The organism is bacterium (genome assembly GCA_021372515.1).
Classification (GTDB): Bacteria; Gemmatimonadota; Glassbacteria; order GWA2-58-10; family GWA2-58-10; genus JAJFUG01.
In genome coordinates this window covers 37,163-62,741 of record JAJFUG010000051.1, presented here as the reverse complement: position 1 = coordinate 62,741, position 25,579 = coordinate 37,163, and the positions used below count along the sequence as shown (strand labels likewise).

At 64.1% G+C, this 25,579-nt stretch carries 27 protein-coding genes; 15 read left to right on the top strand and 12 right to left on the bottom strand.

Annotated features, from left to right (window positions below; translation table 11 throughout):
• From LLH00_05215 to LLH00_05195, 5 genes are all read right to left on the bottom strand, one after another.
• A partial coding sequence (locus LLH00_05215; protein MCE5270665.1) for a PAS domain-containing protein occupies positions 1 to 1,383 on the bottom strand: 1,383 nt, incomplete at its 3' end.
• 24 nt (positions 1,384 to 1,407) lie between these two features.
• Positions 1,408 to 2,607 carry a type II secretion system F family protein gene (locus tag LLH00_05210; protein ID MCE5270664.1) on the bottom strand — a complete coding sequence of 400 codons (1,200 nt, stop codon included), beginning with the start codon at positions 2,605 to 2,607 and terminating at the stop codon, positions 1,408 to 1,410.
• Positions 2,608 to 2,862: 255 nt separating this feature from the next.
• Positions 2,863 to 3,339 (bottom strand): hypothetical protein, encoded by a 477-nt coding sequence (locus LLH00_05205; GenBank protein MCE5270663.1) that lies wholly within the window; start codon positions 3,337 to 3,339, stop codon positions 2,863 to 2,865.
• A 182-nt stretch (positions 3,340 to 3,521) separates the two neighbouring features.
• Positions 3,522 to 4,634 (bottom strand): PilT/PilU family type 4a pilus ATPase, encoded by a 1,113-nt coding sequence (locus LLH00_05200; protein MCE5270662.1) that lies wholly within the window; start codon positions 4,632 to 4,634, stop codon positions 3,522 to 3,524.
• Between the two features lie 180 nt (positions 4,635 to 4,814).
• Complete coding sequence (locus LLH00_05195; GenBank protein MCE5270661.1) at positions 4,815 to 5,864, bottom strand: type IV pilus twitching motility protein PilT; 1,050 nt, start codon at positions 5,862 to 5,864, stop codon at positions 4,815 to 4,817.
• A gap of 358 nt (positions 5,865 to 6,222) precedes the next feature.
• Between LLH00_05195 and LLH00_05190 the strand changes: the two genes are divergently transcribed.
• From LLH00_05190 to LLH00_05130, 13 genes are all read left to right on the top strand, one after another.
• On the top strand, positions 6,223 to 7,011 hold the full coding sequence (locus LLH00_05190; protein ID MCE5270660.1) for a tetratricopeptide repeat protein: 789 nt from the start codon (positions 6,223 to 6,225) through the stop codon (positions 7,009 to 7,011).
• A 69-nt stretch (positions 7,012 to 7,080) separates the two neighbouring features.
• On the top strand, positions 7,081 to 7,302 hold the full coding sequence (locus LLH00_05185) for a NifU family protein (protein MCE5270659.1): 222 nt from the start codon (positions 7,081 to 7,083) through the stop codon (positions 7,300 to 7,302).
• A 97-nt stretch (positions 7,303 to 7,399) separates the two neighbouring features.
• Positions 7,400 to 7,603 carry a hypothetical protein gene (locus tag LLH00_05180; protein ID MCE5270658.1) on the top strand — a complete coding sequence of 68 codons (204 nt, stop codon included), beginning with the start codon at positions 7,400 to 7,402 and terminating at the stop codon, positions 7,601 to 7,603.
• Positions 7,604 to 7,743: 140 nt separating this feature from the next.
• Positions 7,744 to 8,547, top strand: a complete 804-nt coding sequence (locus tag LLH00_05175; protein ID MCE5270657.1) for a DUF116 domain-containing protein — start codon at positions 7,744 to 7,746, stop codon at positions 8,545 to 8,547.
• A gap of 54 nt (positions 8,548 to 8,601) precedes the next feature.
• Positions 8,602 to 11,415 carry an excinuclease ABC subunit UvrA gene (gene uvrA / locus LLH00_05170; GenBank protein ID MCE5270656.1) on the top strand — a complete coding sequence of 938 codons (2,814 nt, stop codon included), beginning with the start codon at positions 8,602 to 8,604 and terminating at the stop codon, positions 11,413 to 11,415.
• Positions 11,416 to 11,550: 135 nt separating this feature from the next.
• Entirely contained in the window at positions 11,551 to 12,156 is a 606-nt protein-coding gene (locus tag LLH00_05165; protein MCE5270655.1) for a hypothetical protein, read from the top strand.
• A 149-nt stretch (positions 12,157 to 12,305) separates the two neighbouring features.
• Positions 12,306 to 12,812, top strand: a complete 507-nt coding sequence (gene tsaE / locus LLH00_05160; protein MCE5270654.1) for a tRNA (adenosine(37)-N6)-threonylcarbamoyltransferase complex ATPase subunit type 1 TsaE — start codon at positions 12,306 to 12,308, stop codon at positions 12,810 to 12,812.
• Positions 12,809 to 13,528 (top strand): tRNA (adenosine(37)-N6)-threonylcarbamoyltransferase complex dimerization subunit type 1 TsaB, encoded by a 720-nt coding sequence (gene tsaB, locus LLH00_05155; protein ID MCE5270653.1) that lies wholly within the window; start codon positions 12,809 to 12,811, stop codon positions 13,526 to 13,528. The genes tsaE and tsaB overlap by 4 nt, the downstream gene beginning before the upstream one ends.
• Entirely contained in the window at positions 13,525 to 14,004 is a 480-nt protein-coding gene (gene rimI, locus LLH00_05150) for a ribosomal protein S18-alanine N-acetyltransferase (GenBank protein ID MCE5270652.1), read from the top strand. Before tsaB ends, rimI begins: the two co-directional genes overlap by 4 nt.
• A gap of 189 nt (positions 14,005 to 14,193) precedes the next feature.
• Entirely contained in the window at positions 14,194 to 15,033 is an 840-nt protein-coding gene (accD, locus tag LLH00_05145) for an acetyl-CoA carboxylase, carboxyltransferase subunit beta (protein MCE5270651.1), read from the top strand.
• A 102-nt stretch (positions 15,034 to 15,135) separates the two neighbouring features.
• Positions 15,136 to 15,672 (top strand): AAA family ATPase, encoded by a 537-nt coding sequence (locus LLH00_05140; GenBank protein ID MCE5270650.1) that lies wholly within the window; start codon positions 15,136 to 15,138, stop codon positions 15,670 to 15,672.
• Complete coding sequence (locus tag LLH00_05135; GenBank protein ID MCE5270649.1) at positions 15,669 to 16,145, top strand: cytidine/deoxycytidylate deaminase family protein; 477 nt, start codon at positions 15,669 to 15,671, stop codon at positions 16,143 to 16,145. Before LLH00_05140 ends, LLH00_05135 begins: the two co-directional genes overlap by 4 nt.
• 114 nt (positions 16,146 to 16,259) lie before the next feature.
• Entirely contained in the window at positions 16,260 to 17,702 is a 1,443-nt protein-coding gene (locus LLH00_05130; protein ID MCE5270648.1) for an MATE family efflux transporter, read from the top strand.
• 102 nt (positions 17,703 to 17,804) lie between these two features.
• Here the strand turns inward: LLH00_05130 and asd are convergent, their stop codons facing one another.
• The 4 genes from asd to LLH00_05110 form a co-directional block, all read right to left on the bottom strand.
• Complete coding sequence (asd, locus tag LLH00_05125) at positions 17,805 to 18,857, bottom strand: aspartate-semialdehyde dehydrogenase (GenBank protein MCE5270647.1); 1,053 nt, start codon at positions 18,855 to 18,857, stop codon at positions 17,805 to 17,807.
• A gap of 209 nt (positions 18,858 to 19,066) precedes the next feature.
• Entirely contained in the window at positions 19,067 to 19,408 is a 342-nt protein-coding gene (locus tag LLH00_05120; GenBank protein MCE5270646.1) for a hypothetical protein, read from the bottom strand.
• A complete protein-coding gene (locus tag LLH00_05115) occupies positions 19,386 to 19,772 on the bottom strand; it encodes an HNH endonuclease (GenBank protein ID MCE5270645.1) in 387 nt (128 codons plus the stop codon). Before LLH00_05115 ends, LLH00_05120 begins: the two co-directional genes overlap by 23 nt.
• Complete coding sequence (locus LLH00_05110; GenBank protein MCE5270644.1) at positions 19,772 to 20,956, bottom strand: hypothetical protein; 1,185 nt, start codon at positions 20,954 to 20,956, stop codon at positions 19,772 to 19,774. The genes LLH00_05115 and LLH00_05110 overlap by 1 nt, the downstream gene beginning before the upstream one ends.
• 372 nt (positions 20,957 to 21,328) lie before the next feature.
• Between LLH00_05110 and LLH00_05105 the strand changes: the two genes are divergently transcribed.
• Together LLH00_05105 and LLH00_05100 are read left to right on the top strand one after the other, a co-directional pair.
• Complete coding sequence (locus LLH00_05105) at positions 21,329 to 21,853, top strand: tetratricopeptide repeat protein (GenBank protein ID MCE5270643.1); 525 nt, start codon at positions 21,329 to 21,331, stop codon at positions 21,851 to 21,853.
• Positions 21,837 to 21,989 carry a hypothetical protein gene (locus tag LLH00_05100; GenBank protein MCE5270642.1) on the top strand — a complete coding sequence of 51 codons (153 nt, stop codon included), beginning with the start codon at positions 21,837 to 21,839 and terminating at the stop codon, positions 21,987 to 21,989. Before LLH00_05105 ends, LLH00_05100 begins: the two co-directional genes overlap by 17 nt.
• Before the next feature lie 12 nt (positions 21,990 to 22,001).
• On the opposite strand, the gene LLH00_05095 is transcribed toward LLH00_05100, so the two are convergent.
• The 3 genes from LLH00_05095 to LLH00_05085 all read right to left on the bottom strand — a co-directional run bounded on the left by LLH00_05095 (position 22,002) and on the right by LLH00_05085 (position 25,569).
• Positions 22,002 to 22,277, bottom strand: a complete 276-nt coding sequence (locus LLH00_05095) for a hypothetical protein (GenBank protein MCE5270641.1) — start codon at positions 22,275 to 22,277, stop codon at positions 22,002 to 22,004.
• Between the two features lie 84 nt (positions 22,278 to 22,361).
• A complete protein-coding gene (locus LLH00_05090; protein ID MCE5270640.1) occupies positions 22,362 to 23,957 on the bottom strand; it encodes a hypothetical protein in 1,596 nt (531 codons plus the stop codon).
• Between the two features lie 172 nt (positions 23,958 to 24,129).
• On the bottom strand, positions 24,130 to 25,569 hold the full coding sequence (locus LLH00_05085; protein MCE5270639.1) for a DUF6298 domain-containing protein: 1,440 nt from the start codon (positions 25,567 to 25,569) through the stop codon (positions 24,130 to 24,132).
• Positions 25,570 to 25,579 lie beyond the last annotated feature (10 nt).

Sequence of the window (25,579 nt, the reverse complement as noted above, 5' to 3'; positions counted from 1 at the left end):
GAGTGAGGCCGCGTTGGCCCGCACGCACATTTCGGCGGCTTCGGGTTGAAGCTCCACCTCGATCCCGGCGCGCCAGTCCGGGTGGGGTAGGGCGGCTTCCAGGGCCGTGGCCGCAGCCTCGCCCAGGCGCACCGCCTCCAGGGGGCCGAGGCTGCCCGAGGCGAACTGCAGGAACTGGCGCAGAAGGTCGCTCAGACGGTCACTTTCGCGGATCACGCAGTCCATCAGCTTCTTCTCGGCCCCGTCGTGCCGCGACGGCGCGGGCTCGCGCAGCATCTCCACCGCGCTGCGGATCGAGGCCAGGGGGTTCTTGATCTCGTGGGCCAGGGCGGCGGAAAGCTCGGCCACGGCCTCCAGCTTGCCCGCGCGCTGCTCCAGCTCGCTGGCGCGCAGCTCGGGGCTCACATCCTGCAGAATCAGCGACACCCCGCGCAGACGTCCCCCTTGCTCGAACATGGGCGAGGGGTTGACCGCCACGGTCAGCGGGCCACGCGCGGTCTCGAACCGCACCAGGCGGATCAGCCGCCGCTCGCGGCTGCCGGCGGCCTGCTCGATCATGGCGTTCAGCTCCGGGCAGACCGACCTGAAAAGCTCCCCGGAGTTCCGTCCCAGCGCGCGCCTGGGCTCCAGGGCCAGCATGCGGCAGGCCGCCGGGTTGGCGTAGACCACCGTGCCCCCCGGGTTGACCGTGATCAGGCCGGTGTCGATGTTGCGCAGTATCTCGCTCGTGTCCACCCGCTGCTGGCGCAGCACGCGGCGCAGGTCCTCCAGCTCGCCCCCGGTGCGGCGGAGGCGCCGTCCCAGGTGGCTGGTCACCAGGGCGATCATGTAGAACAGGAACACCTGCAGGCCCACGTTCAGCCAGATACGCTTGTCGTTCAGGTAGAACACGTTCACCTCGAACTGGCGGCTGAACGTGAACCCCAGGCTCAGCGCGCCCAGCCCCACGGGCAGGTAGAACAGCGCCGCGGCGCTGGCGGCGAACAGCGCCCCTGTTCTCAGGCTCAGTATCCCGGCAAGGGTGATCGTGAGCAGGTAGAGCGGGACAAAGCTTACATCCGCCGGCTTGGCGATCAGGTTGAGCAGGCTGATCAGGAAAATGTCGAGGAAATACTGCAGGTAGAGGCCGATCTCGGGCGGGTCATCCCGTCGCACGGAGCGGTAGAAGAGCCAGGAGACGAGCAGGGTCAGCCCAGTGACAGCCGGAGCGAGAATGCTGCCGCCCGCACTGGATGTCCCGCCCGCGGGGCTGAAAAAAAACACCACGGCCAGGGTGGTGGTCACCAGGGCCGCTCTCAGCAGCATCCACCACTTGATGAACTGCACGTAGGAGAACGCAGGCCGCTTCCAGGCGGTGCGAAGCAACGCGGTCAGCCTTGTCATGCCGGGCACTCCGTGGGCGCGGTTTCAGTGCATCTTGGTGATGAGGTCGAAGATCGGCAGGTACATCGAGACCACCATCCCGCCCACGATGAGGCCCAGGAACACGATCATCACCGGCTCCAGGGCCGCGGTCAGCGACTCCACCGCGGTGTCCACCTCCTCATCGTAGAAATCCGCGATCTTGACCAGCATGTTGTCCAGGCCGCCGGTCTGCTCGCCCACGTTGATCATCTGGATCACCATGGGCGGGAAGATGTCGGCCTCCTTGAGCGGCTTGGTGATTGTCTCGCCGCTGGCGATGCTGGACCGGCTGCCCATCACGGCGTCCTGCACCACCCGGTTGCCGCTGGTGCGGGCGGTCACCTCCAGGCCGTGCAGGATCGAGACGCCGCTGGATATGAGGGTCCCCAGGGTGCGGGTGAACCGCGCCACCGCGCTCTTGCGCAGCAGGTCGCCTAGCACCGGCACCTTGAGCAGCAGGGCGTCGATCACGTACTCGCCCCGGTCGGTGGCCTTGAAGCGCTTGAGCGCCACCACCCCGCCGATTATGCCTCCCAGCAGCAGCCACCAGAAGCCTACCAGGAAATCGCTCAGCCCCACCACGATCTGGGTGGGAAGGGGCAGCGGGAGGTTCAGGTCCTTGAACATCTTGGCAAAAATGGGGATCACGAAGATGAGCAGCACCGAGACGCAGCCGATGGCCGCGGTGAACACCACGGCCGGGTAGATCATCGCACCCTTGATCTTGCGGATGATGGAGTCGTTCTTCTCCAGATAGTCGCTCAGGCGCAGCATGATCGTGTCCAGGATACCGCCGGTCTCGCCGGCCCGGACCATCGAGACATACAGGTTCGAGAACAGGCGCGGGAATTTCTGCAGGCTGTCGGCCAGGGTGTTGCCCGCCTCCACGTCCACCCGCACCGAGTTGATCGTGTTGCGCAGCCGCACGTTGTCGGTCTGCTGGGCCAGGATGCCCAGGCATTGGACCAGGGGCAGGCCGCTGTTGATCATGGTGGAGAACTGGCGCGAGAAGAGCACGATGTCGCGGGTCTTGATGTGGCCGCCCAGCTTGAGCTTGATCTCGCGCGGCTTGGGCTCCACCGCCACCACGATCAGCCGCCGCCGCCGCAGGTAGCCGATCACCTCCTGCGGGCTGGCCGCGGTCAGCTCGCCGGAGTGGCTCTCGCCCTTGACCGTGCGGGCTTTCCAGTTGTAGACCGGCATGGGACTGTCCCTCCGTGATGGGCCTGTCCCTGGCGGGGGAGTGGGTTGGGCGGGAATGCGTTAAGTTATATTTCAGAGGTGGCTGTAATTTCTATTAAATCCCCCTCGATCCCCCTTTGAAAAAGGGGGAGGTTCGGTCGGACGGCCGCTTGTGGGCATATTCCCACCCTCGCAAAGGAGGAAAATGCGGTGAACACCTGTCCGGCGAGGTTTTAGTCCCCCTTAACAAAGGGGGAAATAGGGGGGATTTATATTTTAATACTTAAATTCTTCATTAAATAACTCGTATATAATATTACACACAATACCAGGGTATCCTGCGTCCTCAAGAAACGTTTCATTGCAGTTTGGGCAGGTCAAACCTCTTCCCAGTATTCTGCCCATCCTTGATTGGTTATGGCCAACTTTAAAAAGGCATTTGTAACAATGCAAAGAACGATTGTTTTTGTCTTTTTTGTAAACATAAAGCGGAGGGTCAGTGATGAAAATATATTCTTTTATTTTTGGCTTATCCCTAAAGTTTCTCCAGTATTTGTAAAACAGGTATCCCAAAACCAATATTCCAAATAAAAATGCTTCTGCCACCATTAACCAGCGCCCTTGTGACAGCATGAGCGCAATTTTATCCTTAAATCCAATATGCAATGCCAAGAGAGCCACACAGAGGGAACCAAATACCCAATCCAATATTCGTGTAAGCAACCGCTCTGATATTGTTTCCCAGAGATTCATCGTAATTATTCTATTAAATGTGCGGTATGACGGGCGAACACGAGGTTCGCCCCTGCTCCACAAAGCCAGCTTTAGAGTAGGGGCACGCCGCAGCGTGCCCAAAAAGCCTTTTCTGGCGAGGCATGCCTCGCCCCTACGAAAGACTATGCCGATTATGCGGATCAATCGGCTCCGCTTGACACTTATATGCTCAGCTTCGGCCCGCTCTTGTCCTCCTCCATCTCTCCGCCGTCGCCCAGCTTCTCCATCTTGATCTTGAGCCGCAGATCATTGGCGCTGTCGGCGTTGGCCAGGGCGTCATCCAGACTGATCCGGCCGGCTTTCCACAGGTCGAGTAGCGCCTGGTCGAAAGTCTGCATGCCCTCCTGACGGCCCTTGTCCATCACATCCTTGAGCAGACCCACATCGCCCTTGAGGATCAAATCCTTGATGCGCGGGGTGTCGAGCAATATCTCCACCGCGGCGGCGCGCTTTCCCTCGGCGGTTTTCACAAGCCGCTGGCTGATTATGGCCCGCAGGTTGAGCGAAAGCTGCATGTAGATCTGCCGGTGCCGCTCCTGGGGGAAGAAATTCATCACCCGCTCCAGGGCCTGGTTGGAGTTGTTGGCGTGCAGGGTGCCCAGGCAGAGGTGCCCGGTCTCGGCGAACTCGATGGCGTGCTCCATGGTCTCGGTGTCGCGTATCTCGCCGATCAGGATCACATCCGGGGCCTGGCGCAACGTGTTCTTGAGCGCGGCCTTGAAACTGTGCGTGTCGAGGCCCACCTCGCGCTGGGTGACCACGCTCATCTTGTGGTCGTGGACGAATTCCACCGGGTCCTCGATGGTGATTATATGCCCGGGGCTGTTGCGGTTGCGGTGGTCAATCATCGCGGCGAGCGAGGTGCTCTTGCCGCTTCCCGTGGCCCCGACCACCAGGATCAGCCCGCGCTTGGACATGATTATCTCGGCCAGGCGGGGCGGCAGCTGCAACTCCTCCAGGGTGGCGATACGGGTCTTGATCTGGCGGATCACCATGCCCACACTGCCACGCTGCTTGAATATGTTCACCCGGAAGCGTCCCATGCCCTCGAAGGCCAGGGCCAGGTTCATCTCGAACGTTTCGAGGAAGTCCTTTTTCTGCTTCTCGCTCATGATCCCGGCGGCCATGCGCGCGGTGTCCTCGGGCCGCAGCTTCACCTCGCCCCAGGGGCCGGTGACACCCTGAATGCGGAACATCGGCGGGCAGCCCGCGGTTATGTAGATGTCCGAGGCGTCCTGCGCGACCATATATTTGAGCAGGTCCATGAATTCCATCCGCACCTCCAAAACAAGGCAAAAGCAAAGATATTAAATCCACGAAGAGACACGCAGGGACACTAAGTAAAAACGATTGAGAAGCCGGGCCGGCTCAGTGCAGCCGGGGCTGTTTCGCTATGAGCTGTCCTCTTGGGCCTTTCTTCGTGAACCTTCGTGTCCCTTCGTGGATAACTATTTTTAGAAACTGCGCTCGAACAGCTCCGGGTCGGAGGCGAATGGTAGCGCGGTTTCCTTGTCCACCACGCCCTTGAACACCAGGTCCTTGAGGTGCTGGTCCAAGGTCTGCATGCCCCATTTCTGGCCGGTCTGGAGCGCCGAGGGCAGCTGGGCGATCTTGCCCTCGCGGATCAGGTTGCGCACCGCCGGTGTGCCGATCATTATCTCGAGCGCGGCCACACGCCCCTTGCCGCCTTTCTTGCGCAGCAGGGCCTGGCTGATCACCGCCCGGCAGCTTTCGGCGAACATGGCCCGTATCTGGGACTGCTCCTCGGCCGGGAACACGTCCACAATGCGGTCCACGGTCTTGGGCGCGCTGGAGGTGTGCAGCGTGCCGAACACCAGGTGGCCGGTTTCGGCCGCGGTCAGGGCGAGCTGGATCGTTTCCAGGTCGCGCATTTCGCCCACCAGGATAATGTCGGGGTCCTCGCGCAGGGCGCTGCGCAGGGCGTTGGCGAACGAGTGCGTGTGGGGCCCTATCTCGCGCTGGCTGACCAGGCAGTTCTTCGAGCGGTGCACGAACTCGATCGGGTCCTCGATGGTCAGGATATGGCCGTGGCGGGTGTCGTTGATCAGGTCGATGATCGCGGCCAGGGTGGTGCTCTTGCCGCTGCCGGTGGGGCCGGTGACAAGGACTATGCCCTTTTCCAGCTTGGACAGGTTGCGCAGGTTGGCCGGCAGGCCCAGCTTGTCGAAACTGAGCACCTCGGTGGGGATCGTACGGAACACGGCCGCCTCGCCGCGGTGCTGCACGAAAGCGTTGACCCTGAACCGCGCCACGTCGCCCAGCTCGAACGAGAAGTCCATGTCGTGGCTCTCCTCGAAGCTCTTGCGCTGGCGGTCGTTCAGGATGTCGTAGATCATCGCGTGGACTTCCTTTTTGTCCAGCGGCGGGACCTTTACCGGTAGCATCTCGCCGTGGACCCTAATCCGAGGCGGTTCGCCGGAGCTGAGGTGCAGGTCGGAGGCCCCCTGTTTGTGGGCGAAAAGAAGAAGTTCCGCGATGTCCATGCGCTCTCCAGGTCCTTGGAATGAAACGGCAGAACTGAATGTGACAAGCGCAAGCCCGCGACTGCCTCCACGGCGCTGCGCCTGCGGGTGAACCGGCTTGAACGGTGTAACAACAACTCGCAACAGGCCGCAGCATTATCTGCAACCCGTTGAAATCAAAGCAAATCCGAACTTATGGCAGACTGATTGATTGTACACCCCGCCACGGTTTTTGTCAAGTTCAATCCGGCCGGGGTTCCGCGGGCGGAGGCCACCCTGCAGGGTTCGGGAGCGCCGCGGACCGGGACACGAAAATCTGTTGGCGTGGGGTTGCGCAACAAGATATATTGATTGTGCGTTAATCTGGAAAGGCCAGTGGATGGAACAACATTGCTGTGTGCACTATCTCACGCCGGCGACCGGCGTGTGTGTCGATTGCGGACGGTCCTACTGCGGGCAATGCCTGGACTCGGCCGGGCGGTGCGACTATTGCGCCCGGGCGGCGGAGCGGTTTCTGGACGGGTTCGCCCTGAGCCTGAACCGCTGGGAGGCGGGGCTTCGCAGCTCGCGCCTGGACCAGGCCCCTGTTGTGCGGCCGCCGCTCAGGCGGCGGTTCACCCTGCGTCGGGTGATACTGGGCCTTCTGCTGGGGGCGGTGGTCTGGACCGGGGTGGATTTCCTGCTCAACTACCACCTGATGCTGGGCCAGCTGCTTTTGTCCCGCGGCAAGCTGGACCAGGCCCTGGAGCATTTGGAGAAAGCCGTCGAGAAAGACCCCGCCGACACGGAACTCAGTTTCATGCTCGGCAACCTGTATCTGGAGAAGGGCTATTACGACGACGCGATCCTGGCTTACAGCCAGGTGATCGCCCAGGACTCGACCAACGCCCCGGCCTACAACAACCTGGCCTGGACCTACGCCGAGCTGAACACGAACCTCAACCAGGCGGAGGCGCTCAGCCGCCGCTCCCTGGAACTGGACAAGGACAACCCGGAATACCTCGACACCCTGGCCGAGGTCTATTTCAAGCGCAAGGAATACCTGCGGGCGCTCACTTTCATCCGCAAGGCGGTGGAGCAGAACCCGCCCAACATAGAGTACTACAAGGAAAAGCTGGAAAAAATCCGGAAAATGGCTTATGGTGAGAGCCGGCTTCACGAAATCTGACCCCGCAACGGGGACGGAAAGCATGCAACGGCCGGGCCGCACGGCCCGGACTCCAGGGAGGCTTGAGCGATGAAAGACCAGATCGAGGCGGTAATCAATGGTCTGCGCGTGTACCTGCAGGCCGACGGCGGGGATATCGAGTTTGTGGACCTGACCGAGGACAATATTGTCAAGGTGCGTCTCAAGGGCGCCTGCTCCGGCTGCCCCGGCGCGGCCATGACCCTTCAGATGGGCGTCGAGCGGGTCCTGAAAGAGAAAATCCCGCAGATCAAGGGCGTGGAGGCGGTCTGAGCCCAAGCGCCGCTATGACGTTTCCCGGTGGCGGAATCGTATCACTCTGCGCCGGTATTTCGAATCCTCTTTGACCCGGATGGTGGGACTGCCCCGGATGAAAACGCAATTCGACGAATATACGACGATCAGGGACGCCGCGATGTCGAGCCCAGCCGCGCGCGTGGTGATCGAGAAACATTTCGGCAAGGACTGTTTCCAATGCCCCAGCTTTTCGGGCGAGCCGCTGTTCATGGGCGCCCGGATGCACGCGCTGGACCTGGAATTGCTCTTGAGCGAGCTCAATTCCGCCGCCTCCTGATTCCGCTGTCGCACAAGGGAGCCGCGCCCTGACACGCCTGTCCACATACGGCCGGGGGATTCCCCGGCCGTATGTGTCTGGAACCCGTTCCCGGCCGGTGGCAGAGGCTTACAGGCCGGGAGTTTGCAGGTGCATCGACTATGGCAGATGAGACCAAGGACATCCCCGAGGCCCGGCCGGCGGCCGACCGCAAGCTGGGCAACGAGTGGTCGGACTGGGACGGCGCGGTGGAGAGCCAGTGGGCCCTGAATGAGGACCAGCGGGTCTTCATCGGCTTCGCTTTCCTATCATTGCTGTTCGTGCTGCTCTGCGGCGGGCTGATCTACTACATGATCGCCCCGCGTCTGGAGGGTTGGCACCACCTGCTGGCGAGTGTCGTGCTGGTGGCTCTGCTGGCCGCGGGCGCGGCGGTGGTGCTCTGGTTCTGCGCCCTGGCCCTGCCGCTTCTGACCGGGCGCCGTCTGCACTGGCGCGTGGAGCCGGTGCAGCGCAGTTTCCACCTGCTGCTGCCGCTCGTGTTCCGCCTCGGGCGGCGTTTCGGGATCAGCCGCGACCGGATGGGCAACTCGTTTGTCAACCTGAGCAACGCCCTGGTGCGCGGGGCGCGGATCAACACCGGCTCCGGGCCGCTGCTGGTGCTTCTACCCCACTGTCTGACCGTGGACAGCCGCCGCGGCATCCAGGCCCTGGCCGAGCGCTACGGCGCCCTGGTGCACACCGTGCCCGGGGGCGAGAAAGCGCGCAAGCTGATCCACGACCACCGCCCGAGCCGCATCATCGCCGTGGCCTGCGAGCGCGACCTGGTGGCCGGGCTGCAGGATGTCGCCCCGGTGATCCCCACTTTCGCCGTGCCCAACTGCCGTCCCGAGGGACCCTGCAAGAACACCACCGTGGACCTGCGGCGGATCGAGGAAGCGCTGATCCTGCTCAGCCCGTCCCGTTAGCCTCTCAGGCGGGGCCGCAAACCGCCTCACTACGAACCGGCACGGACGGACAACTTGGACCGCATCACAGTCACGGGCGCACGCCAGAACAACCTGAAGAATATCGACCTGGAGCTGCCGCGCGGCAGCCTGGTCGTGGTGACCGGGGTCTCGGGCTCGGGCAAGAGCTCGCTCGTGTTCGACACCCTGTACCAGGAGAGCCGCCGCCGTTTCCTCGAAACCCTGCCCACCTATGTCCTGCAATTCATGGAACGCATTCCGCGGCCTGATTTCGACCGCATTGAGGGCCTCAGCCCGGCGGTGGCCGTGGAGCAGCGCAACCCGGTCAATACCTCCCGTTCCACGGTCGGCACTATCACCGAGATCCTGGATTATATGCGCCTGCTGTTCTCGCGCGCCGGGATAACTTACTGCCCCGGCTGCGGGAACGCGGTGGTCCCGGACACGCCGGATGCGGTCTCGGACCGCATTCTGGCCGGGCACCCGGGCGGGGCGGCCACGGTGGCGTTCGCCCCGCCGCGCTCGGCGCAGGTGAACCCCGCCGCTCTGCGCGAGAGCCTTCTGGCCCTGGGTTTCATCCACGCCTGGCGCGGGGACGGCCTGGAATATCTGCGCCTGGATGAGCAGTCGGCCCTGGAGGGCCTGGCCCCGGAGGAGCCGCTGCTCGTGGCGGTGGACCGTCTGCGCCTGGAGGCCGCCTCCCGCGGCCGTCTGGACGAGGCCCTGCGCCAGGCGTACCATCACGGCGAGGGACGGGCCGCGGTGATCGTTGAGGGGCAGGCCGAGCCGCTGCGGTTCAGCGCACACTACCACTGCGCCGCCTGCGACCGCAACTTCCCCGAGCCGACCCATAACCTGTTCTCGTTCAACAACCCCTATGGCGCCTGCCCGCTCTGCCGGGGTTTCGGCAACCTGCTGGACTACGACCTCGGCCTGATTGTGCCCGACCGCTCGCGCTCCCTAACCGAGGGCGCGCTCGACCCCTGGGCCAAGCCACGCTACGAGGGCCGCCGCGAGGCCCTGCGCACTTTCTGCCTGGAGAGCGTGATCGACATGCACGCGCGCTGGGACAGCCTGCCCGAGACGCAGAGAAAGGCGCTGCTGGAGGGCGAGGGCTGGTTCGAGGGCGTGCTGCCGTTCCTGCGCAAGCTGGAGGCCAAGAAATACAAGCAGTACATCCGCTTTTTCCTGCGCTCCTACCAGAGCGAGCGGCTCTGCCCCGCCTGCGGCGGCTCGCGGCTGCGCCCGGAGGCCGGCTGCGTGCGCGTGGAGGGCCGCACTTTCGGCGAGCTGCTGGCCGAGGATGTGGACTGCCTGGGACGATTTATCGCAAGCCTTCCCGCCCGGCTGCCGTCCAACCGGCTGGCCGCCGCGGGCGAGCTGGTGCGCGAGATCGTCCAGCGGCTGGATTTCATGCGCCGGGTCGGTCTGGGCTACCTGAGCCTGGGCCGCATGACCCGCACCCTCTCCGGGGGCGAGTACCAGCGGATCATGCTCACGCGCCTGCTGGGCAGCGGCCTGACCGACACCCTGTACGTGCTGGATGAGCCCACTATCGGGCTGCACCCGCGCGACACCGAGAGGCTCATCAGCGTGCTGCGCGAGCTGGTGGCCGCGGGCAACAGCCTTCTGGTGGTGGAGCACGACCGCAGCGTGATCGAGGCCGCCGCTCATTTGGTCGAGCTGGGGCCGGGCGCGGGTGAGCAGGGGGGGACTGTGCTGTACAACGGCCCCGCCGCGGGCCTGGCCGGGGCCGACACCCCCACCGGACGCTGGCTGGCCGCTCCGGAGGCGTCCGCCGTGCGACGGGCGCGGCCCACAAAACGCTTTATCACCCTGCGCGGGGCGCGGCTCAACAACCTGCGCGGCATCGATGTCTCGTTCCCGGTGGGCTGTTTCACCTGTGTGACCGGGGTGAGCGGCAGCGGGAAAAGCTCGCTCGTGACCGGGCTCCTCTACCCGGCCCTGGATGCCGCTCTGGACCGGAGCGCGCAGACTGCCGCCCCTCTGTTCCTGGATTGCCTGGAACAGCCGCACTACCTGTCGGGAGTGACCCTGGTGGACCAGAGTCCCATCGGGCGGACACCGCGCTCCAACCCGGTGACCTATGTGAAGGCCTATGACGAGATCCGCAAGCTGTTCGCCGGCACGAAGCAGGCGCAGAGCCTGGGCCTCACTGCGGGCGACTTTTCGTTCAACACCGCGGGTGGACGCTGCGAAACCTGCGGCGGCGCGGGCTACGAGCGGATCGAGATGCAGTTCATGGCCGACATTTTCGTGCCCTGCGAGACTTGCGGCGGTAAGCGGTTCAGCCCGCGGGTGCTGCGGGTCAAGTACAACGGGGCCACGCTCGACCGGGTGCTCGAAATGACAGTCAACGAGGCGATAGAGTTTTTCGGCGCGGAGACCGGGATAGGAAAGCCGCTCTGGGTGCTGCAATCGGTGGGGCTGGGCTACTTGCGCCTTGGCCAGAGCGCCACCACCCTCTCCGGCGGGGAGAGCCAGCGGCTCAAGATCGCCCGTCAGCTCTGCGAGCCGGCCTCGGCCTCGCGGGGCCGCGGAAGGATGTACATCCTGGATGAGCCCACCACCGGGCTGCACCACCAGGACACCCAGCGCCTTCTGCGCGTGCTCGACCGCCTGGTCGACTCCGGCCACAGCCTGGTGCTGATCGAGCACAACCCCGAGGTCATGCTCCGGGCCGACTGGATCGTCGACCTGGGTCCGGAGGGCGGCGGCGAGGGCGGAGAGCTGCTGGTCCAGGGGAATCCGCGTCAGGTGGCCGCCTGTGAAAGAAGTCGCACCGGCGCGGTGCTGCGGGGTATACTCGGCAGCCGGATTGCGCCGGCATTCGAGCCAGGAGATTAACCTTGACAGAAACAATCTTCCGGTGAACAATATCGAGTGCTTGCTTGGTGAATAAAGGCACTCTTCAAGCCGTCCAACTTACTTGGAATAAAAGTGAACTATACATTCCACGCCGGTCCGCAGCGAGGAGCCGCCATGAAACCCGGTAAACTGAGCACCAGCCTGATCGTCCTGAGTCTGTCTTTTTGCCTGAGCCTGTTTGCCCAGGGCTGGGAGGATGTGCCGGAGGATTATGACGGGGTATTGATCAAGACCGACATCACCACCACCACCCGCACGGATGATCTGGAAGTTTCGGTCACCGTGATGGATGAGAGCATAATCACCTACGCCACGCTCGAGCTGAAAGAATATTTTCGCAACCTGATCAAGGAAAATCCCGGCAACGGGCCGGCGATGGACCCGACCAACTCCAAGGGGCCTATCCCGTTCCTGGTGAATTTCCGCGCCATGGGCCAGGAGGTGCGTTACGAGCCGCACGAGTTGGTGATCTATTGCCACGGCATGGAATACAAGCCTTTGCAGATCATTCCGATCTCTCCCAAGTTCATGGACAAGGTGGCCTACATCCGTCAGCCGCCCGTGTCCGCGATCTACCTGTTCGACCGCAGCATCGATCTGCAGAGCCAGGACCTGATATTCTCCTATTTCGACAGCCTGCGTTTCGGCAACTGGATCAAGGTGATCGAGCGGCTCAACGCCGCCAAGGCGCAGTACCAGCTGGACAGTGGCAGGAAATAGGCAGCGCAATAGATTGATGCGGAATAGATTGACGGCCCGCCGGTGCACGTTGCCGGGGGGCCGTCGCCTTTACGGCTGTCTTGCGCGGCTGGGCCGCGGGGATTAGTTTCAAGCGTCCGAAAAACTTGCACCTTTCAACCCCGGATACCATGAGCGAGAGCCCTGCGCGCTTCGAGCGCGCTTTTATTCTGGAAAACCTGGCCGAGACTGTCCGGCTCGGGACAGTCCTGGCCGCAGCGATGGATTCCCCCGGCGCCCTGGCGCTGTTCGGCGGGCTGGGCAGCGGCAAGACCACGCTGATCCAGGCGGTGGGAAAGGCTCTGGGAGTGGGCGAGCCGATCACCAGCCCCACCTACACGCTGATCAACCGCTACGAGGACGGCTGCCGGCCACTGGTCCACGTGGACTGCTACCGTCTGGACAGCGCCGAGGATCTGGAGGGGATCGGCCTGCCGGAGGTGCTCTCAGGCTCCGAGATAGTCTGCATGGAGTGGTCCGAGCGGGCGCGCGGCATTCTGCCCCGGCGCCGCCTGGAACTGGAGCTCGGCTGGCTGGACCCGACGCGGCGCAGCGTTCGCCTGCGCTGTTTCGGCGAGCTTTGGCCCGGCCTGGAGCGCGGCCTGGATGCCTGGCTGGATGGGAAGGATAAGCAATGAGTGAATCCCCGTTGCTGCTCTGTCTCGACACCTCCACGCCGGTGGGCTCGCTGGCCCTGGCGGGCCCGCAGGGGCTTGTCGCCACCCGGACCAGCTCCAGCCCGGCCTCCCACACCGAACGGCTGTTCTCCCTGATCCAGAACCTGCTGGAGGGGGCGGGCCTGACTCTGCCGCAGGTGGAGGGCCTGGCCCTGGCCGCGGGGCCCGGCTCGTTCACGGGCCTCAGGATCGCGGCGGCCACGGCCAAGACCCTGGCCTGGTCGCTGGGCAAGCCCCTGTACGCCGTGGGGACCTTGGAGTGCCTGGCCTGGGGCGCGCACATGGAGGGCCTGCCGACTCTGGCGCTGCTGGATGCGGGCCAGGGCGAGTTCTACGCCGCGGTCTACCTCTGGGCGGACAGTCCGGCCGAGGGCCGGGATCTGCTCGCCCCCTGCGCCCTGAGCGGCGAGGCGCTGGCCGCGGCCCTGGAGGATCTGGATCTGCCCGGCGGGCGCCTGATCTGCGCCGGGGCCGGAGCGGAGGCGGCCTGGGAGGGCCTCCTGTGTGTCAAGGGCCTCAGCCTTTCCCGTCCCGCCGCCCGCCTGAACCTGCCCGAGGCCGCGTTCCTGGGCGAGCTGGTCCTGGCTGCGCCGCAGCGGCGACGGGTGCAGGACATTTTCACTTTCGAACCGACTTATCTGCGCAGCGGACAGGTTCAGCTCCGGCTCGGAAAATGAACGACACGCCCTCACCGCTCCAAGGCCCCTCGCCGTCACCGTTGCGCCTGGTCAAGATGGCCCGGCGCCACCTGAGCCAGATCCTGGAGATCGAGCAGCTTTGTTTCAGCGAGACCTGGCACGAGGTGGATTTCCTGCGCCTGATCGACCTGCCGGACGCCCTCTGCCTGGTGGCCCTGCAGGGCGGACGGGTGATCGGCTACAGTTGCCTCTGGGTGGTGATCGAGTCCTCCGAGCTGGGCAACCTGGCCGTGCATCCGGAGTTCCAGGGACAGGGCGTGGGGGCGCGCCTTCTTGAGCGTAACCTGGCAGTCTGCCGCAGGCGCGGCGTGATCGCGATGTTCCTGGAGGTGCGCGCCTCCAACGAGCGCGCGATCACCCTGTACGAGCACCACGGCTTCACGCGGATCGGCCTGCGCAAGCGCTACTACTCCAAGCCCACCGAGGACGCCGTGATCATGCGGCGTGACCTCTGATCCAGCCTTTTCCAGGCAGTCCCCGGACTGTGTCTCCGCCCTTGCCGTTTCCGGCCTTCCGGCATTGCACTTGACTAAATCTCTTATCCGGACTTAAATTATTTGTTCATACCTGTGCGCTCCGGCCTTACGTTTCACCGTGCCGGCCGCGCGCAGGGTCTGCACCGACAACAAACCGGAGGTGAGACTGTGGCCTGGTTCAGGAAGGAAAAGAGCGGTCTCAAAGCCCAGCCGAAAAAAGTCATACCCGATGACCTCTGGATCAAATGTGAAAGTTGCGGGGAGATTCTTTACAAGCAGGAACTGGACAAGAACCTGAATGTTTGCCCGCGCTGCGATTTCCATTACGGCCTCGCTCCCGAGGCCTATGTGGCCCTCCTGCTCGACCCCGGCACGTTCCGGGAGTACGACTCCGGGATGAAAAGCCAGGACCCGCTTGGGTTTGTCGACCGCTCCCGGTACAGTGACCGTCTGGAAAAGGCTGTCGCCTCCAGCGGCCACAACGAGGCGGTGCTGACCGGAGAGGGTGAGCTGGAGGGACGGCGTCTGCAGTTGGCCGTGATGGATTTCTCGTTCATCGGCGGGAGCATGGGCTCGGTGGTGGGGGAAAAGATCGCCCGCGCCACGCGCAGAGCGATCGAGCAGCACACGGCTCTGATCGTGGTCTCGCGCAGTGGCGGGGCGCGCATGATGGAGGGCATTTTCTCGCTGATGCAGATGGCCAAAACCAGCGCCTGGCTCGGCCGCCTGCACGAGGAGGGCCTACCGTTCGTCTCCATCCTGGCCAACCCGACCACGGGCGGAGTGACCGCCAGTTTCTCGATGCTCGGGGATGTCAACATCGGTGAGCCGGGAGCGCTGATCGGGTTCGCCGGGCCGCGGGTGATCAAGCAGACCATCCGCCAGGATCTGCCCGAGGGGTTCCAGCGCGCCGAGTTCATTCTCGAGCACGGCATGCTGGACATGGTGGTGCACCGGCGCGAGATGCGCTCCCGGGTGGCCGCCCTGCTGCGCCTGATGCAGAGCTGAAAGGTCCGGGCTCTTTGCCCGGGATACCCGTGACGCTTCGACTCTGTCCGGCCTTTTGCAGGCCGGACATGTTTTTTGACGGAAAAGGAGGGAGGCCCCGCAGTGCTGATCGGTCTGACCTCGCGCAACGCGGCGGGCAAGGATGAACTGGCCCGCTACCTGGTCGAGAGCAAGGGATTTGTCTATTTCAGCCTCTCCGACCTGCTGCGCGCCGAGCTGGCCAGGCGCGGCCTGGAGTTGACCCGTGAGAACCTGACCATGGTGGGCAACGAGCTGCGGCTCGAGCGCGGGCCGGGCGTGCTGGGTGAGCTGGCCCTGCGGGCGCTTGCGGCTGTGCCGGACGCGGTGGTGGTCTCGCTGCGCAACCCCTCCGAGATCGAGGCCCTGCGCAAGCGGCCCGATTTCCTGCTCGTGGGGGTGGACGCCCCGGTGGAGGTCCGCTGGCAGCGCGTGAAGAGCCGGGCGCGGCCGGATGACGCCAGGACCTACGAGCAGTTCCTGCGCCAGGAGCAGGCCGAACTGAGCGGCGACCCGCACCAGCAGCAGTTGGAGGCCTGTTTCAGGATGGCCGACCGGGTGGTGCTGAACGACGGCAGCCTGGAAGAGCTGCACCGCAAGATCGAGGAGCTGCTGGGATGAGCGAGCGCCCGAGCTGGGATGACTATTTCATGAAGATGGCGATGCTGGTGAGCGAGCGCTCCACCTGCCTGCGCCGTCACGTGGGCGCGGTCCTGGTCCGCGACCGCCGCGTGCTGTCCACCGGCTACAACGGGGCCGCGCGCGGCCTGCGTGACTGCCGCGAGCTGGGCTGCCTGCGCGATGAGCAGCAGATCGAGTCCGGCACCCGTCACGAGGTCTGCCGGGCGATCCACGCCGAGCAGAACGCGATCATCCAGGCCGGGCTGCACGGGGTCTCGATCGGGGACTCGACCATGTATTGCACGCATTCGCCCTGTTTTATCTGCGCCAAGATGATAATCAATGCCGGTATACGGCGGGTAGTCTCCTCCACCCAGTATTCGGACCGGAATTTCCCCGGGCTGTTCGAGGAGGCCGGGGTGGATTTTGAGGTGTTGCCTCTGCCTGACCCGCAGATAAATTTCAAGCCCTGACCCGAAGCGTGAGCGGCGCCGCCAAGAGCACCGCACTCCAGGTCGAAAAGCCCGGTCCGCGCAGTCTTGGCGGAGGGGGCATTTTTATTGTGTGGAGAGGATTTTCGAGAGAAAATGGTTAAGCGCATAATTTCGACCGTGTTCGCCGGGTTCAGGGATGAGGAGGACGACCCGTCCGCCGCGCCCTGGCGCCGTCTGCTGCGGATCAGCCTGCCGTTGATCTTCAACCAGGGCTCGGTTCTGGTGATGATGTTCGTGGACCGGATTTTCCTGTCCTGGTACGGGATCAACGAGATCGCGGCGGTCTGGCCGGCGGCCATCCTCTGCTGGACCACGACCACGTTTTTCTATTCCATCTCGACTTTCATCAACCTGTTCGTGGCGCATTACCACGGGGCGGGCAACAAGCGCATGTGCGCCAGCACGGTCTGGCAAGGTATCTATTACGCAATCGGGGCTTACGTTATCCTTATCTGTTGCCTGGCGCCGCTGGGACGGCACGCGTTCGAGTGGTTCGGCCACAACCCCGAGGTGGCGGCCCTGGAGCGGACCTACTACACGGTGCTGATCAGCGCCTCGCTGTTCACGATCCTGAACAACGTGACCGCCTCGTTCTTCACCGGACGGGGCATGAGCCGGATCACTATGACCGCCAACATTATCGGCAACATAGTCAACATCGTGCTCGACTGGGTAATGATCTTCGGCCATTTCGGCTTTCCGCGCCTGGGAATCCTGGGGGCGGCCCTGGCCACGGCCATCGCCTCGGTGATCCCGCCCGTGATCATGTTCTCCCTGTTCCTGGGCAAGCGCTACCAGGAGGGCTTCGAGACCCGCCGCACCTGGTCTTTCAAGCCCGGTTTCGTGCTGCACCTGGTCCGCACCGGTGCGCCCTGCGGGTTGCAGGACCTGGGGTTCCTGCTCTCGGTCAGCCTGTTTTTCATGCTGATGGGCCGCATGCCCACCGAGACCCTGGCCGCCAACAACATCGCCTGGTCGGTCAACGACCTGCTGAACCTCTACGTCCAGGGACTGGCCGCCGGGGCGGTGGTGCTGTTCGCTCAGGAGATCGGGCGGGGACGGTTCAAGGAGGCGGAGCATTTCATCTACCTGGGCCTGAAGATCCTGCTCACGATGGCGTTGGTCAGCGGTACGCTCTACCTGCTGATCCCCGACCAGATGCTGACCGTTTTCCGCCCGCGCCTGGGCCAGGGCCCCAGTGTGCCGTTCGAGACGATCCTGGTGCACGGGCGGGTGGTGCTGCGCTACCTGGCCGTCTGGAATCTATGCATCGCCATGTATTTCCTGTTTCGGCAGGCGCTGCGCGGGGCGGGAGATACGCGCTTTTTCTATTTTACCGCCGTGCTGATCGACGCCGGGGTGTTCATGGGCGGAGTGTTTCTGATCCTGAAAGCTTTCGGCGCCAACGTGACCGCGCTCTGGACTTACCTGTTGTTCTACATGCTCCTGGCCTGCGCTATCTACGTGACCCGTTTCCGCCTGGGCTACTGGCGCACCGCCGACCGCGCCCACCTGGACGAGGGGCACCTGTGGTGAGGGAGATCGGCAACCGAGTGAAATCGGAAACAGAAAGCCGAAGGGCCGCCCCCGTTTTCCTCGGGAGCGGCCCTTCGCTTTTTATTCAACTGTCAGAAAATCTCAGCAATACCCCTCGGCCTTCAGGAACTCGGCGTTGAGGATCGAGGCCCCGGCCGCGCCGCGCACCGTGTTGTGGCTCAGGACCAGGAACTTGAAGTCGAAGATGCTGCAGGGGCGGATGCGCCCCACCGTAACCGCCATGCCCTTGCCGTGGTCGCGGTCCATGCGTGGCTGCGGGCGGTCCTGCTCGGTGCGCACGATAATCAGCGGATCGGGCGCCGAGGGCAGCTTCAGTTCCTGCGGGCGGCCGCGGAAATTGGCCAGCGCCGCGGTGAACGCCTCCAGCGAGGGCTTCTCTTTCAGCTTCACGTTCACGCACTCCAGGTGGCCGTCCAGCACGAACACGCGGTTGCACTGGGCGCTCACCTTGAACGTGGCGTCCACGAACTGGTTTCCTTTCAGGCTGCCCAGCATCTTCAACGGCTCGGCCTCCATCTTGGGCTCCTCGCCCCCGATGTAAGGGACCACATTGTCGATGATGTCCAGGGCGCTCACCCCGGGATAGCCCGCCCCGGAGATCGCCTGCATGGTGACAACATTTACCGCCTCCAGCCCGAAATGCACATCCAGCGGCTTGAGCGGGATCACCAGACCCATGGTCGAGCAGTTGGAGTTGGTGACTATGAAACCCTTCCAGCCGCGGTTTTTGCGCTGGTGCTCCAGCACGCGGGCGTGGTCGTGGTTGATCTCGGGCAGCAGCAGGGGCACGTCCGGGTCCATCCGGTGGTTGCGGCTGTTGCTGAACACGTAGTAACCCGCAGCGGCGAAAGCCTCCTCGATCGGGCCGGCCACCGAGGCGTCCATCGCCGAGAACACTATCTTGCACTCCAGGCCGGGCTCGACAGCCTTGACTGTCATCTTTTTCACCCGCTCCGGGATGTCCGGGCCGACTTTCCAGCGCCCGGCAACCGCTTCCTCGTAAGTCTTGCCGGCGCTTCGGTCGCTGGCGGCGACCTCGCTCAGCTCGAACCAGGGGTGCCCCTCGAGCAGGGTGATAAACCGCTGGCCCACCGTCCCGGTGGCGCCCAGAACTCCGACCTTGATCTTTTCCATCATGACACCTCAACTGCTCCTGGTAAAGAATGGAACACCGAATAAACTCCGGCCCCCGTTACCGGGAGACACCGCACTGGGCGATTATCACCGGGGGTAAGAAAACCGGAGGAAACGAAGGGGGTCGATTAAAGGCGGAAAAATAAAACGATTGCGGGTTTATGTCAAGCTTTTGGGCTTTTCCGTCAGGCTGCCGGGGACAGCCGGACTCAGCTTTCGAGCCGCTCCAGGATGCGCCCGAGGAGCTTCTCCAGACGGGCCAGCAGGGCCTCGATCCGCTCCGGGCCACCCGGTGCTCCGCCGGTCTCCACCCGGTCGATCCCGTCCGGGGTGATCGAAACCAGGTCCTCGATCTTGTGCATGCGGACCAGGCCGCGCTCCAGAAGGTACTCCAGGTTGCGCTCCAGGGTCTGGTTTTCCAGGCGCAACTCGGTGGCCAGGGCCTTGCGCGAGAGCACCCCGCGATAGAGGCCCTCCGCCTGCCAGGCCGCGTAGAGCCGGGCCAGGATATCATTGCGCAGCGCGCGGTCATCCATGGGGGTCTCGCTCATCGAGACAGTCTCCCTCCGGATTATTGCCCTCGATCCTAAGGCGCAGGACCGGACGGGCCCCCTGGTGCACCTTGAGGTGGCAGCCGGGGCAGAGGACGAGCAGGTTGCGGCTTTCTGCTGTGCCGCCGCGTACCAGAGGGACCAGGAAATGGAACTCGGTCCCGCCCTCGGCGCCGCACGCCTCGCAGCGGCTGATAGAGCGCCCGGCGGCGTACAGCGTGCGCGTGAGGCTGCGTTGCGTGGGCCGCACTCTGCGGGCCAGACTGCGCAGGCAATCCAGGCAGAGCGGGTGGCAGTCGCCCGCGGTGCGTTCCGGCCGGACAGCGGTCTCCTCCAGCTCGGCCTGGCAGCCTGCGCAGCGCATCAGTTCTTGTCCAGCCTTTCCAGCCGGGTCCCGTCCAGCGGGCAATAGTAATCCGTCATGTCCCCCGCGGCCCGGAAACGCCGTCCGCAGGCGGGACAAGTGAGCAGGGCGCCCTTTTCCACGCCCCGCACCGAGTCCTTGCCCGCCGCGTCCCGCTCCCGGCCGTGATGCCCGTCCCCCGAGACGATCCGCGAGTAGACCCGCTCGAAAGCCTCACGCTCGGGGATATGGCCGGTCTTCTGCGCCCAGTGGCGCACCAGCCAGGTGCGCATGCTCCGCTCGGCGGCCACCGGGTCCTTGGCCGTCCGGCTCACGAGCGAGTCGGGGCTCAGGTGGGCCAGGCTCTGGCCGGCGTGGCAGTTCACGCAGTCCTCGGGCCACTCGGCGGTTCGTGAAAGGCTGCCGCTGGCCGAGGCGCGGTCGTGGCACATCCCGCAGGAGCGCAGGGCCAGTTGCCCCGGACGGAACGAGCGGCCGAGGTAGTCCACTCCGTGGGCGCGCTCGAAATCCAGCGCCTGGGGTGCGCCGCGGTGGCAGACCGTGCAGCCGAACTGTTGCGGCGGGTGGTGCAGCATCGACTCGGGGTACTTCGCGTTGTCGCGGCCCGGCATCAGCAGCACCCGCTCCGAGCCGTCCAGCTCCTGGTGGCAGCTCAAGCAGGCCTCGCGCACCCCGACCCGCTCCGGCTCGTTCCAGCGGATCTCGGCCGCCCGGCTGACCGAGGGCGCCTTGCGCTTACCCTCCAGCACCAGCAGGGTGCGGATCGAGTCCACCTCCACCAGGGCGCTGCCGGCGGCCTGCTCCAGCTGCTGCATGGCGCGGGCGGCCCGCCAGAAATCCTCATCGTACGATTCGGTCTCACGGATGCCGGCCAGGGAGCCAGCCTCCTCGACGGCGGCGCGGCGCTTCTCGAGATCGCCCATCACCGCGTGCAGCGAGTCGGCGATCCGCTCCAGACGGCTGGAAACCTCGGAATCGCGCAGCCAGTCGACATAGCCCTGCAAAGCCCCGGCCACTTTGGCGTAATCGCCGTCCGGGTGCAGCTCTTTCCCCACAGCCGCAGTGCTGTCCTGTGCCGTGCTGAACAGCCGCTCCCGCCAGGAGCGCCACTCGCCTCCCGGCAGGCGGAACAGCAGCAACAGCAGCCCCGCCAGAATCACAAACGCCCAGATTTCCCGTCGCATCAGCTTTCCCATGGCTTCGTTTTTAAGTTCATGCTCCGAATTTAGCAGGGTAATAGTCTAACTATTCTTCCTCCGGCGGGCAAGTGCGGCCCTTTCTGCCTCCCGGCCCGCAGCGTGGACCGCCTTGCGGCGCTGGTCACCCGCTGCATCGACCCACCACGGAGCGCAGGTGTTGCAGGCTGTCTTCCGGCATGACTCCGATTCCATTTCCGGCGCTCAGGTCCGGAGGATTCCTCCACGGCTCAGGAATAACTTGGAGCCGCGGGGATTTTTGCTTATTTTAATTGCAGATTGCCTGCCGAAGCATGTGTTGATCAGCGCGCTTCCTGTTCCAGGATGGTCACGGCCGACGATATTCACCGGGAGAAACCCTTGAAGAGGAACCCTTTCGGGCCCGCCGCAACCCTGCTCGTTCTGGGCTGGTCGCTGCTTGCCGCCCGTCCGGACCCGCTGAGCGAACAGACCCGCCAGGATTACAAGGGTTTCGACAGCTCGCTGGTGCGCGTCGAGGAGGCGAAGCGCCTGGTCGCGCAGGGTCTGGTGTTCTTTCAGGACCAAGAGCTTGACCACGCGCGCGCTCTGTTCGAGAAAGCCCTGACCCTGGACAAGAGCTGCATCGAGGCGCGTTACCGGCTCGGCTGCCTGGAAAGGGAGGCGGGGCGTTTCCACCTGGCGGTGGACCACCTGGAGCAGGTCTACACGGTCACCCCGGCGCGCGATAGCCTGTGTTTCCTTCTGGCGGAAAGCTACCTGAAGCTGGGCGAGTGCGAAACAGCGGGCGTATGGCTCGACCGTCAGAACAAGCGTGACAATTCCATTCCGGCTGCCGCCGCTTTGAAACGTAAAATATCGGATTGTAAGAAGAGAAATTCGGTGGACCATGGCAGGAAAAAGTAGACTGAGTCTGGAAAGCATCGGCTGGCTGTCATTCTACATCGGCGTGCTCAGCATCCCATTTTTCCCTCCCTATTCCCTGGTACTGCTTCTGTTCGGCGGCGTGGTGGCCACGATCTACCACAGCCGAAACCACTGAGGCGTCGGGGAATCATTCCCGTTTGTCATAGTTCCCGGATGGTTTGTCCGGATGGCCGGACTGGCCCGGGTCCTCGTTCTTTTCCTGGCGTTTCAGCAGGTAGGCGATCTCGCTCAGATGGTTGTCTATCCGGTCGAGAAAGAAAGACATACGGTCGAGCTTGCGGCTGAAGCTCTGGACGATGAAAAAAGTGAAGATCACGGCCACGGTCAGTACGACCGGCAGGGACTCGCTCAGGAAATCGATGTAGTACGAAAGCTGCATGATGTGGCTGTCCACCCAGTGCATCCGTTGAACGCTCCCCTTGATTCCAGAACGCTTGCCAGCCGGACTCGAAGCCCGGGAACAGAAATGCCTGCCGTTGCCGCCGGATCAGGGCGAGCTTGACGGCGGGGGGGCGGCGCTGGTGTCGGCGGCCGCGGGCAACGCTGCGGCAGGCCCCGCGACGGCTGGAGGCGGGGCCGAGGTGCTGTCCGCTTTCGGTTTCACGGCGCTCGTGTCCTTGTGCGCAGACTGCGCGGCTGGGGACGGTGGCGGCGCACCGGAGCGGACCGAATCTGCGGCCGGGTGATGGGCTGAATCGGGGTGCGCCACGGCCGGCTTGGCCGGGACCGGCTTGGCTGCGGCGCTGCTGTCGGCGCCGGCCTTGGCCTGCTGCGGGGTCGCGGCGGCCTTGCCGGCCGCGCCCAGACTGTCGCCTGCCACGGCGGGGACTTTTTTCGCTGCGGCCAGACTGTCACGGACCGCGGTGGCAGTGCTGTCCTTGACAAACTGCGCCCGCGCCAGTGAATCCTCCCGCGCCTTGATCCGGGTCAGCGAGTCGGTGTACGCCTTGGCGATGGAATCCAGCCGGGCGAGGCGTTCTTTCTCGCGGTCCTGCAGCACCTGGGCGAACAGCGGGACATCCGCCGGCGTCTGCATCGTCTCTGTCTCCCAGGCCACGGCCTGCCGGTAGCTGGGCTGGACCATCACGTCCAGGACATAGGCCGTGTTCTTGAATGTCGTATCCTGTTCCGTCTCGGCGCCGCCGGCGCCGCCCGGTCCGGAGGGCGCCGCGGTGGGGGTGCGACGGCCGCTACGCGCGGCCTGACGCTGCTGACGCCAGCGGACCAGGGCTTTCTGACGGCGGGCCTCCAGCATCGGGGTGTAGGTCTTGATCTGCTCCCCCTCCAGCGGGACCTCCACCCAAAGCCCGTCTGAAACGCCGTAATCGATCCGGTCACCCGTGTTCATCACGAACAGGATATCGGAATTGACATCCTTCTCCAGGTAGACATAGGTGTTGTTCGTGGTGACATACAGCGAGTCGTACTGGCTGAAAGTCTGGGTGTAGTCGCGCTTCATGCGGCGGCGGTAGCTCTCGACCAGGTCGGAGCGGCGCTGACGGCGGTCCAACTCCTCCAGGTAGTTTTCCTTGTCCTCGTACCACTCCGCCAGGTTCTGCTCGCTCATCCTGCCCCAGCGCTTTACATCCTGGAATTTCAACTCGGCCATGTCGATCGTGTCGGGCAGGAGATGGAACACTCCGGATTTCTCGAACAGGGCATCCAGCGGCTTCTGGTCGCGCACCTCGAGGTTGGTCTTGACCTTGGCCTTGAGCTTGCGCTTGCCGTACTTGAGTTCCAGACGGTGGAACCGACGCTCGATGGGGTAGTAGTTGATGCTGCGCAGGCCGCGGAAAATGTTGCGGACCTTGAAATTCTCGGTCGGGAACAGGCGGGTGGTGATCACGAGGCCGTCCTTGCTCACCTCCTGCTTGACCAGCCGCAGCTCCACGATCGGCTTGCCGTCCCCGTCATAACCGATAAACACGTTGTCGCGCGGGAACTCGCGCTCGGTAGGCTTTAAATCGTCGGACGGCCCGCCCTTGGTCAGGAACGGGATGCTCAGGCTGAAACAGCCCCCGCTCAGCAGCAGAACGCTAAGTCCGACAACGAGATAGTGCGCGACAGTGGGTTTGAAACGCATACGGTTCGGTCCGTCCTGAGATAAGTGTCAGGCTGCCCCGCGCAGCCGTTACGCTCAAATTAAACTCTCGGGCGCCAAAAGACAACTTTTCCCGATTACAATTCAGCCGGGCCGTGCGGCCCGGCTGACAATAAATACTGGCCGCGCACGCTCTTTGTTCCCCGTGCCGCGCTCAGCGGTGTATGTACAGCACGGCCGGGCCCTCGTAAGGCGCCCGCAGTTCCAGTTTCCCGCCGCCCCGGACTTGCCAGATGTCGGTGACCGCGCCTAAGGACGGGCTGAACCACTCCACAGTCAGCTCGCCGGGCATGGCGGACAGGTCGGCGCTCACCGCGCCGCCGCCGCCCACGTAGACCAGCCGCTCTCGCTCCGAGGCCAGGCAGAACCCGCTGGAGGCCAGCTCCGGGTGCGGGGCCATGGCGATCAGGTCCATCCTCTCCGCGAACATGCGGGTCTGGCCCAGGGCCACCCGCAGCGGCTCCCAGACCGAGTCGGGCGGGAACATGTCCAGCGGCGGGATGTGTGTCAGCGTCATCAGCGGGTCCATGAACATCGGGTTGCAGCCGCTAATGAACGCTTTCCAGGCCCAGTCGGCGTTGCCGCCGATGCCCCAGAGGTGGTCCGTGTCGAGGAACACTACCTTCCGTCCGTCCGCAGGGGGAAAAACTTCCTTGTAGAGTTTCTGTTCGCCCGCACAGTTGGGGGCCACCGCCTCGGCTGGGCTGCCGTACAGAGTGCGGTTGTCGCCGAAAGGCCAGGGCACGGTCGTCACCACCGGGTGCTGCTTGGGCTTGGCTTTCTCGTATTGATGGATGTAATCGATCATGGCGTAGTGCCAGGCCACGCCGGTAGTGTCGCTCTCGTTGCAGATTTCGTAGATGTAGTTGTCCAGGTCGTTCAGGGTGTCGATCACCCGCCGGATGTAGGCTTTCTGCAGCTCGTTGATCCCGGGCACGCGCAGGGTGTAGGCCTCCTGCCCCTGTCCGTCATGGTCCAGGTCGCCGTCAATGCCGTTGATATTGTTATTCCGGTTGAACGGGTGCCCCTTCCAGGGATTGCCCTGGCCGGGTTTGAGTGGTTGCTCGCTCTTGTGCTGGATGCTCCAGCCCTGGAACAGCATCACCTGTACGTAGAACCCGCGCCGCTGGGCCAGCTCGACCCGTTCGCGCAGCCGGCTGAAAAAGGCCTCGTTGAACCGGCTCACGTCGAACCTGGGCAGGCTGTCCAGGGCCAGGCCGGGACCGGTGCGCGGATAGAGGAGCGGCGGGCCGTAGCGGTCGCGGAGGGTGTCGCTTTCGGAACTCGACCAGGTGGCGTTCTCCCAGGTCCAGAGACGGAAGAAATTGTGGTTGTAGCGCTCCAGCCAGTCGAGGTAGGCCTCGTAATCGAACACCACCGGGGCGCCGTTCCATATCTCGCAGAAATTGCTCCAGGTGTGGCTGCCGGTCAGGTAGACCGCGCGCCCGCTGTTATCCGTGAAATAGCGCGGGTTCACCGGGCTGACCCGCAGGACTCCATCCACCGGCGGGTTGGCGGCGCGGCCAGCCGAGGCGGCCAGGGCCGCCAGCAGAAGGCCGAATGTGACGGTCCGGCTCAGGCTGAAGATTTTCATCGCTCACCTC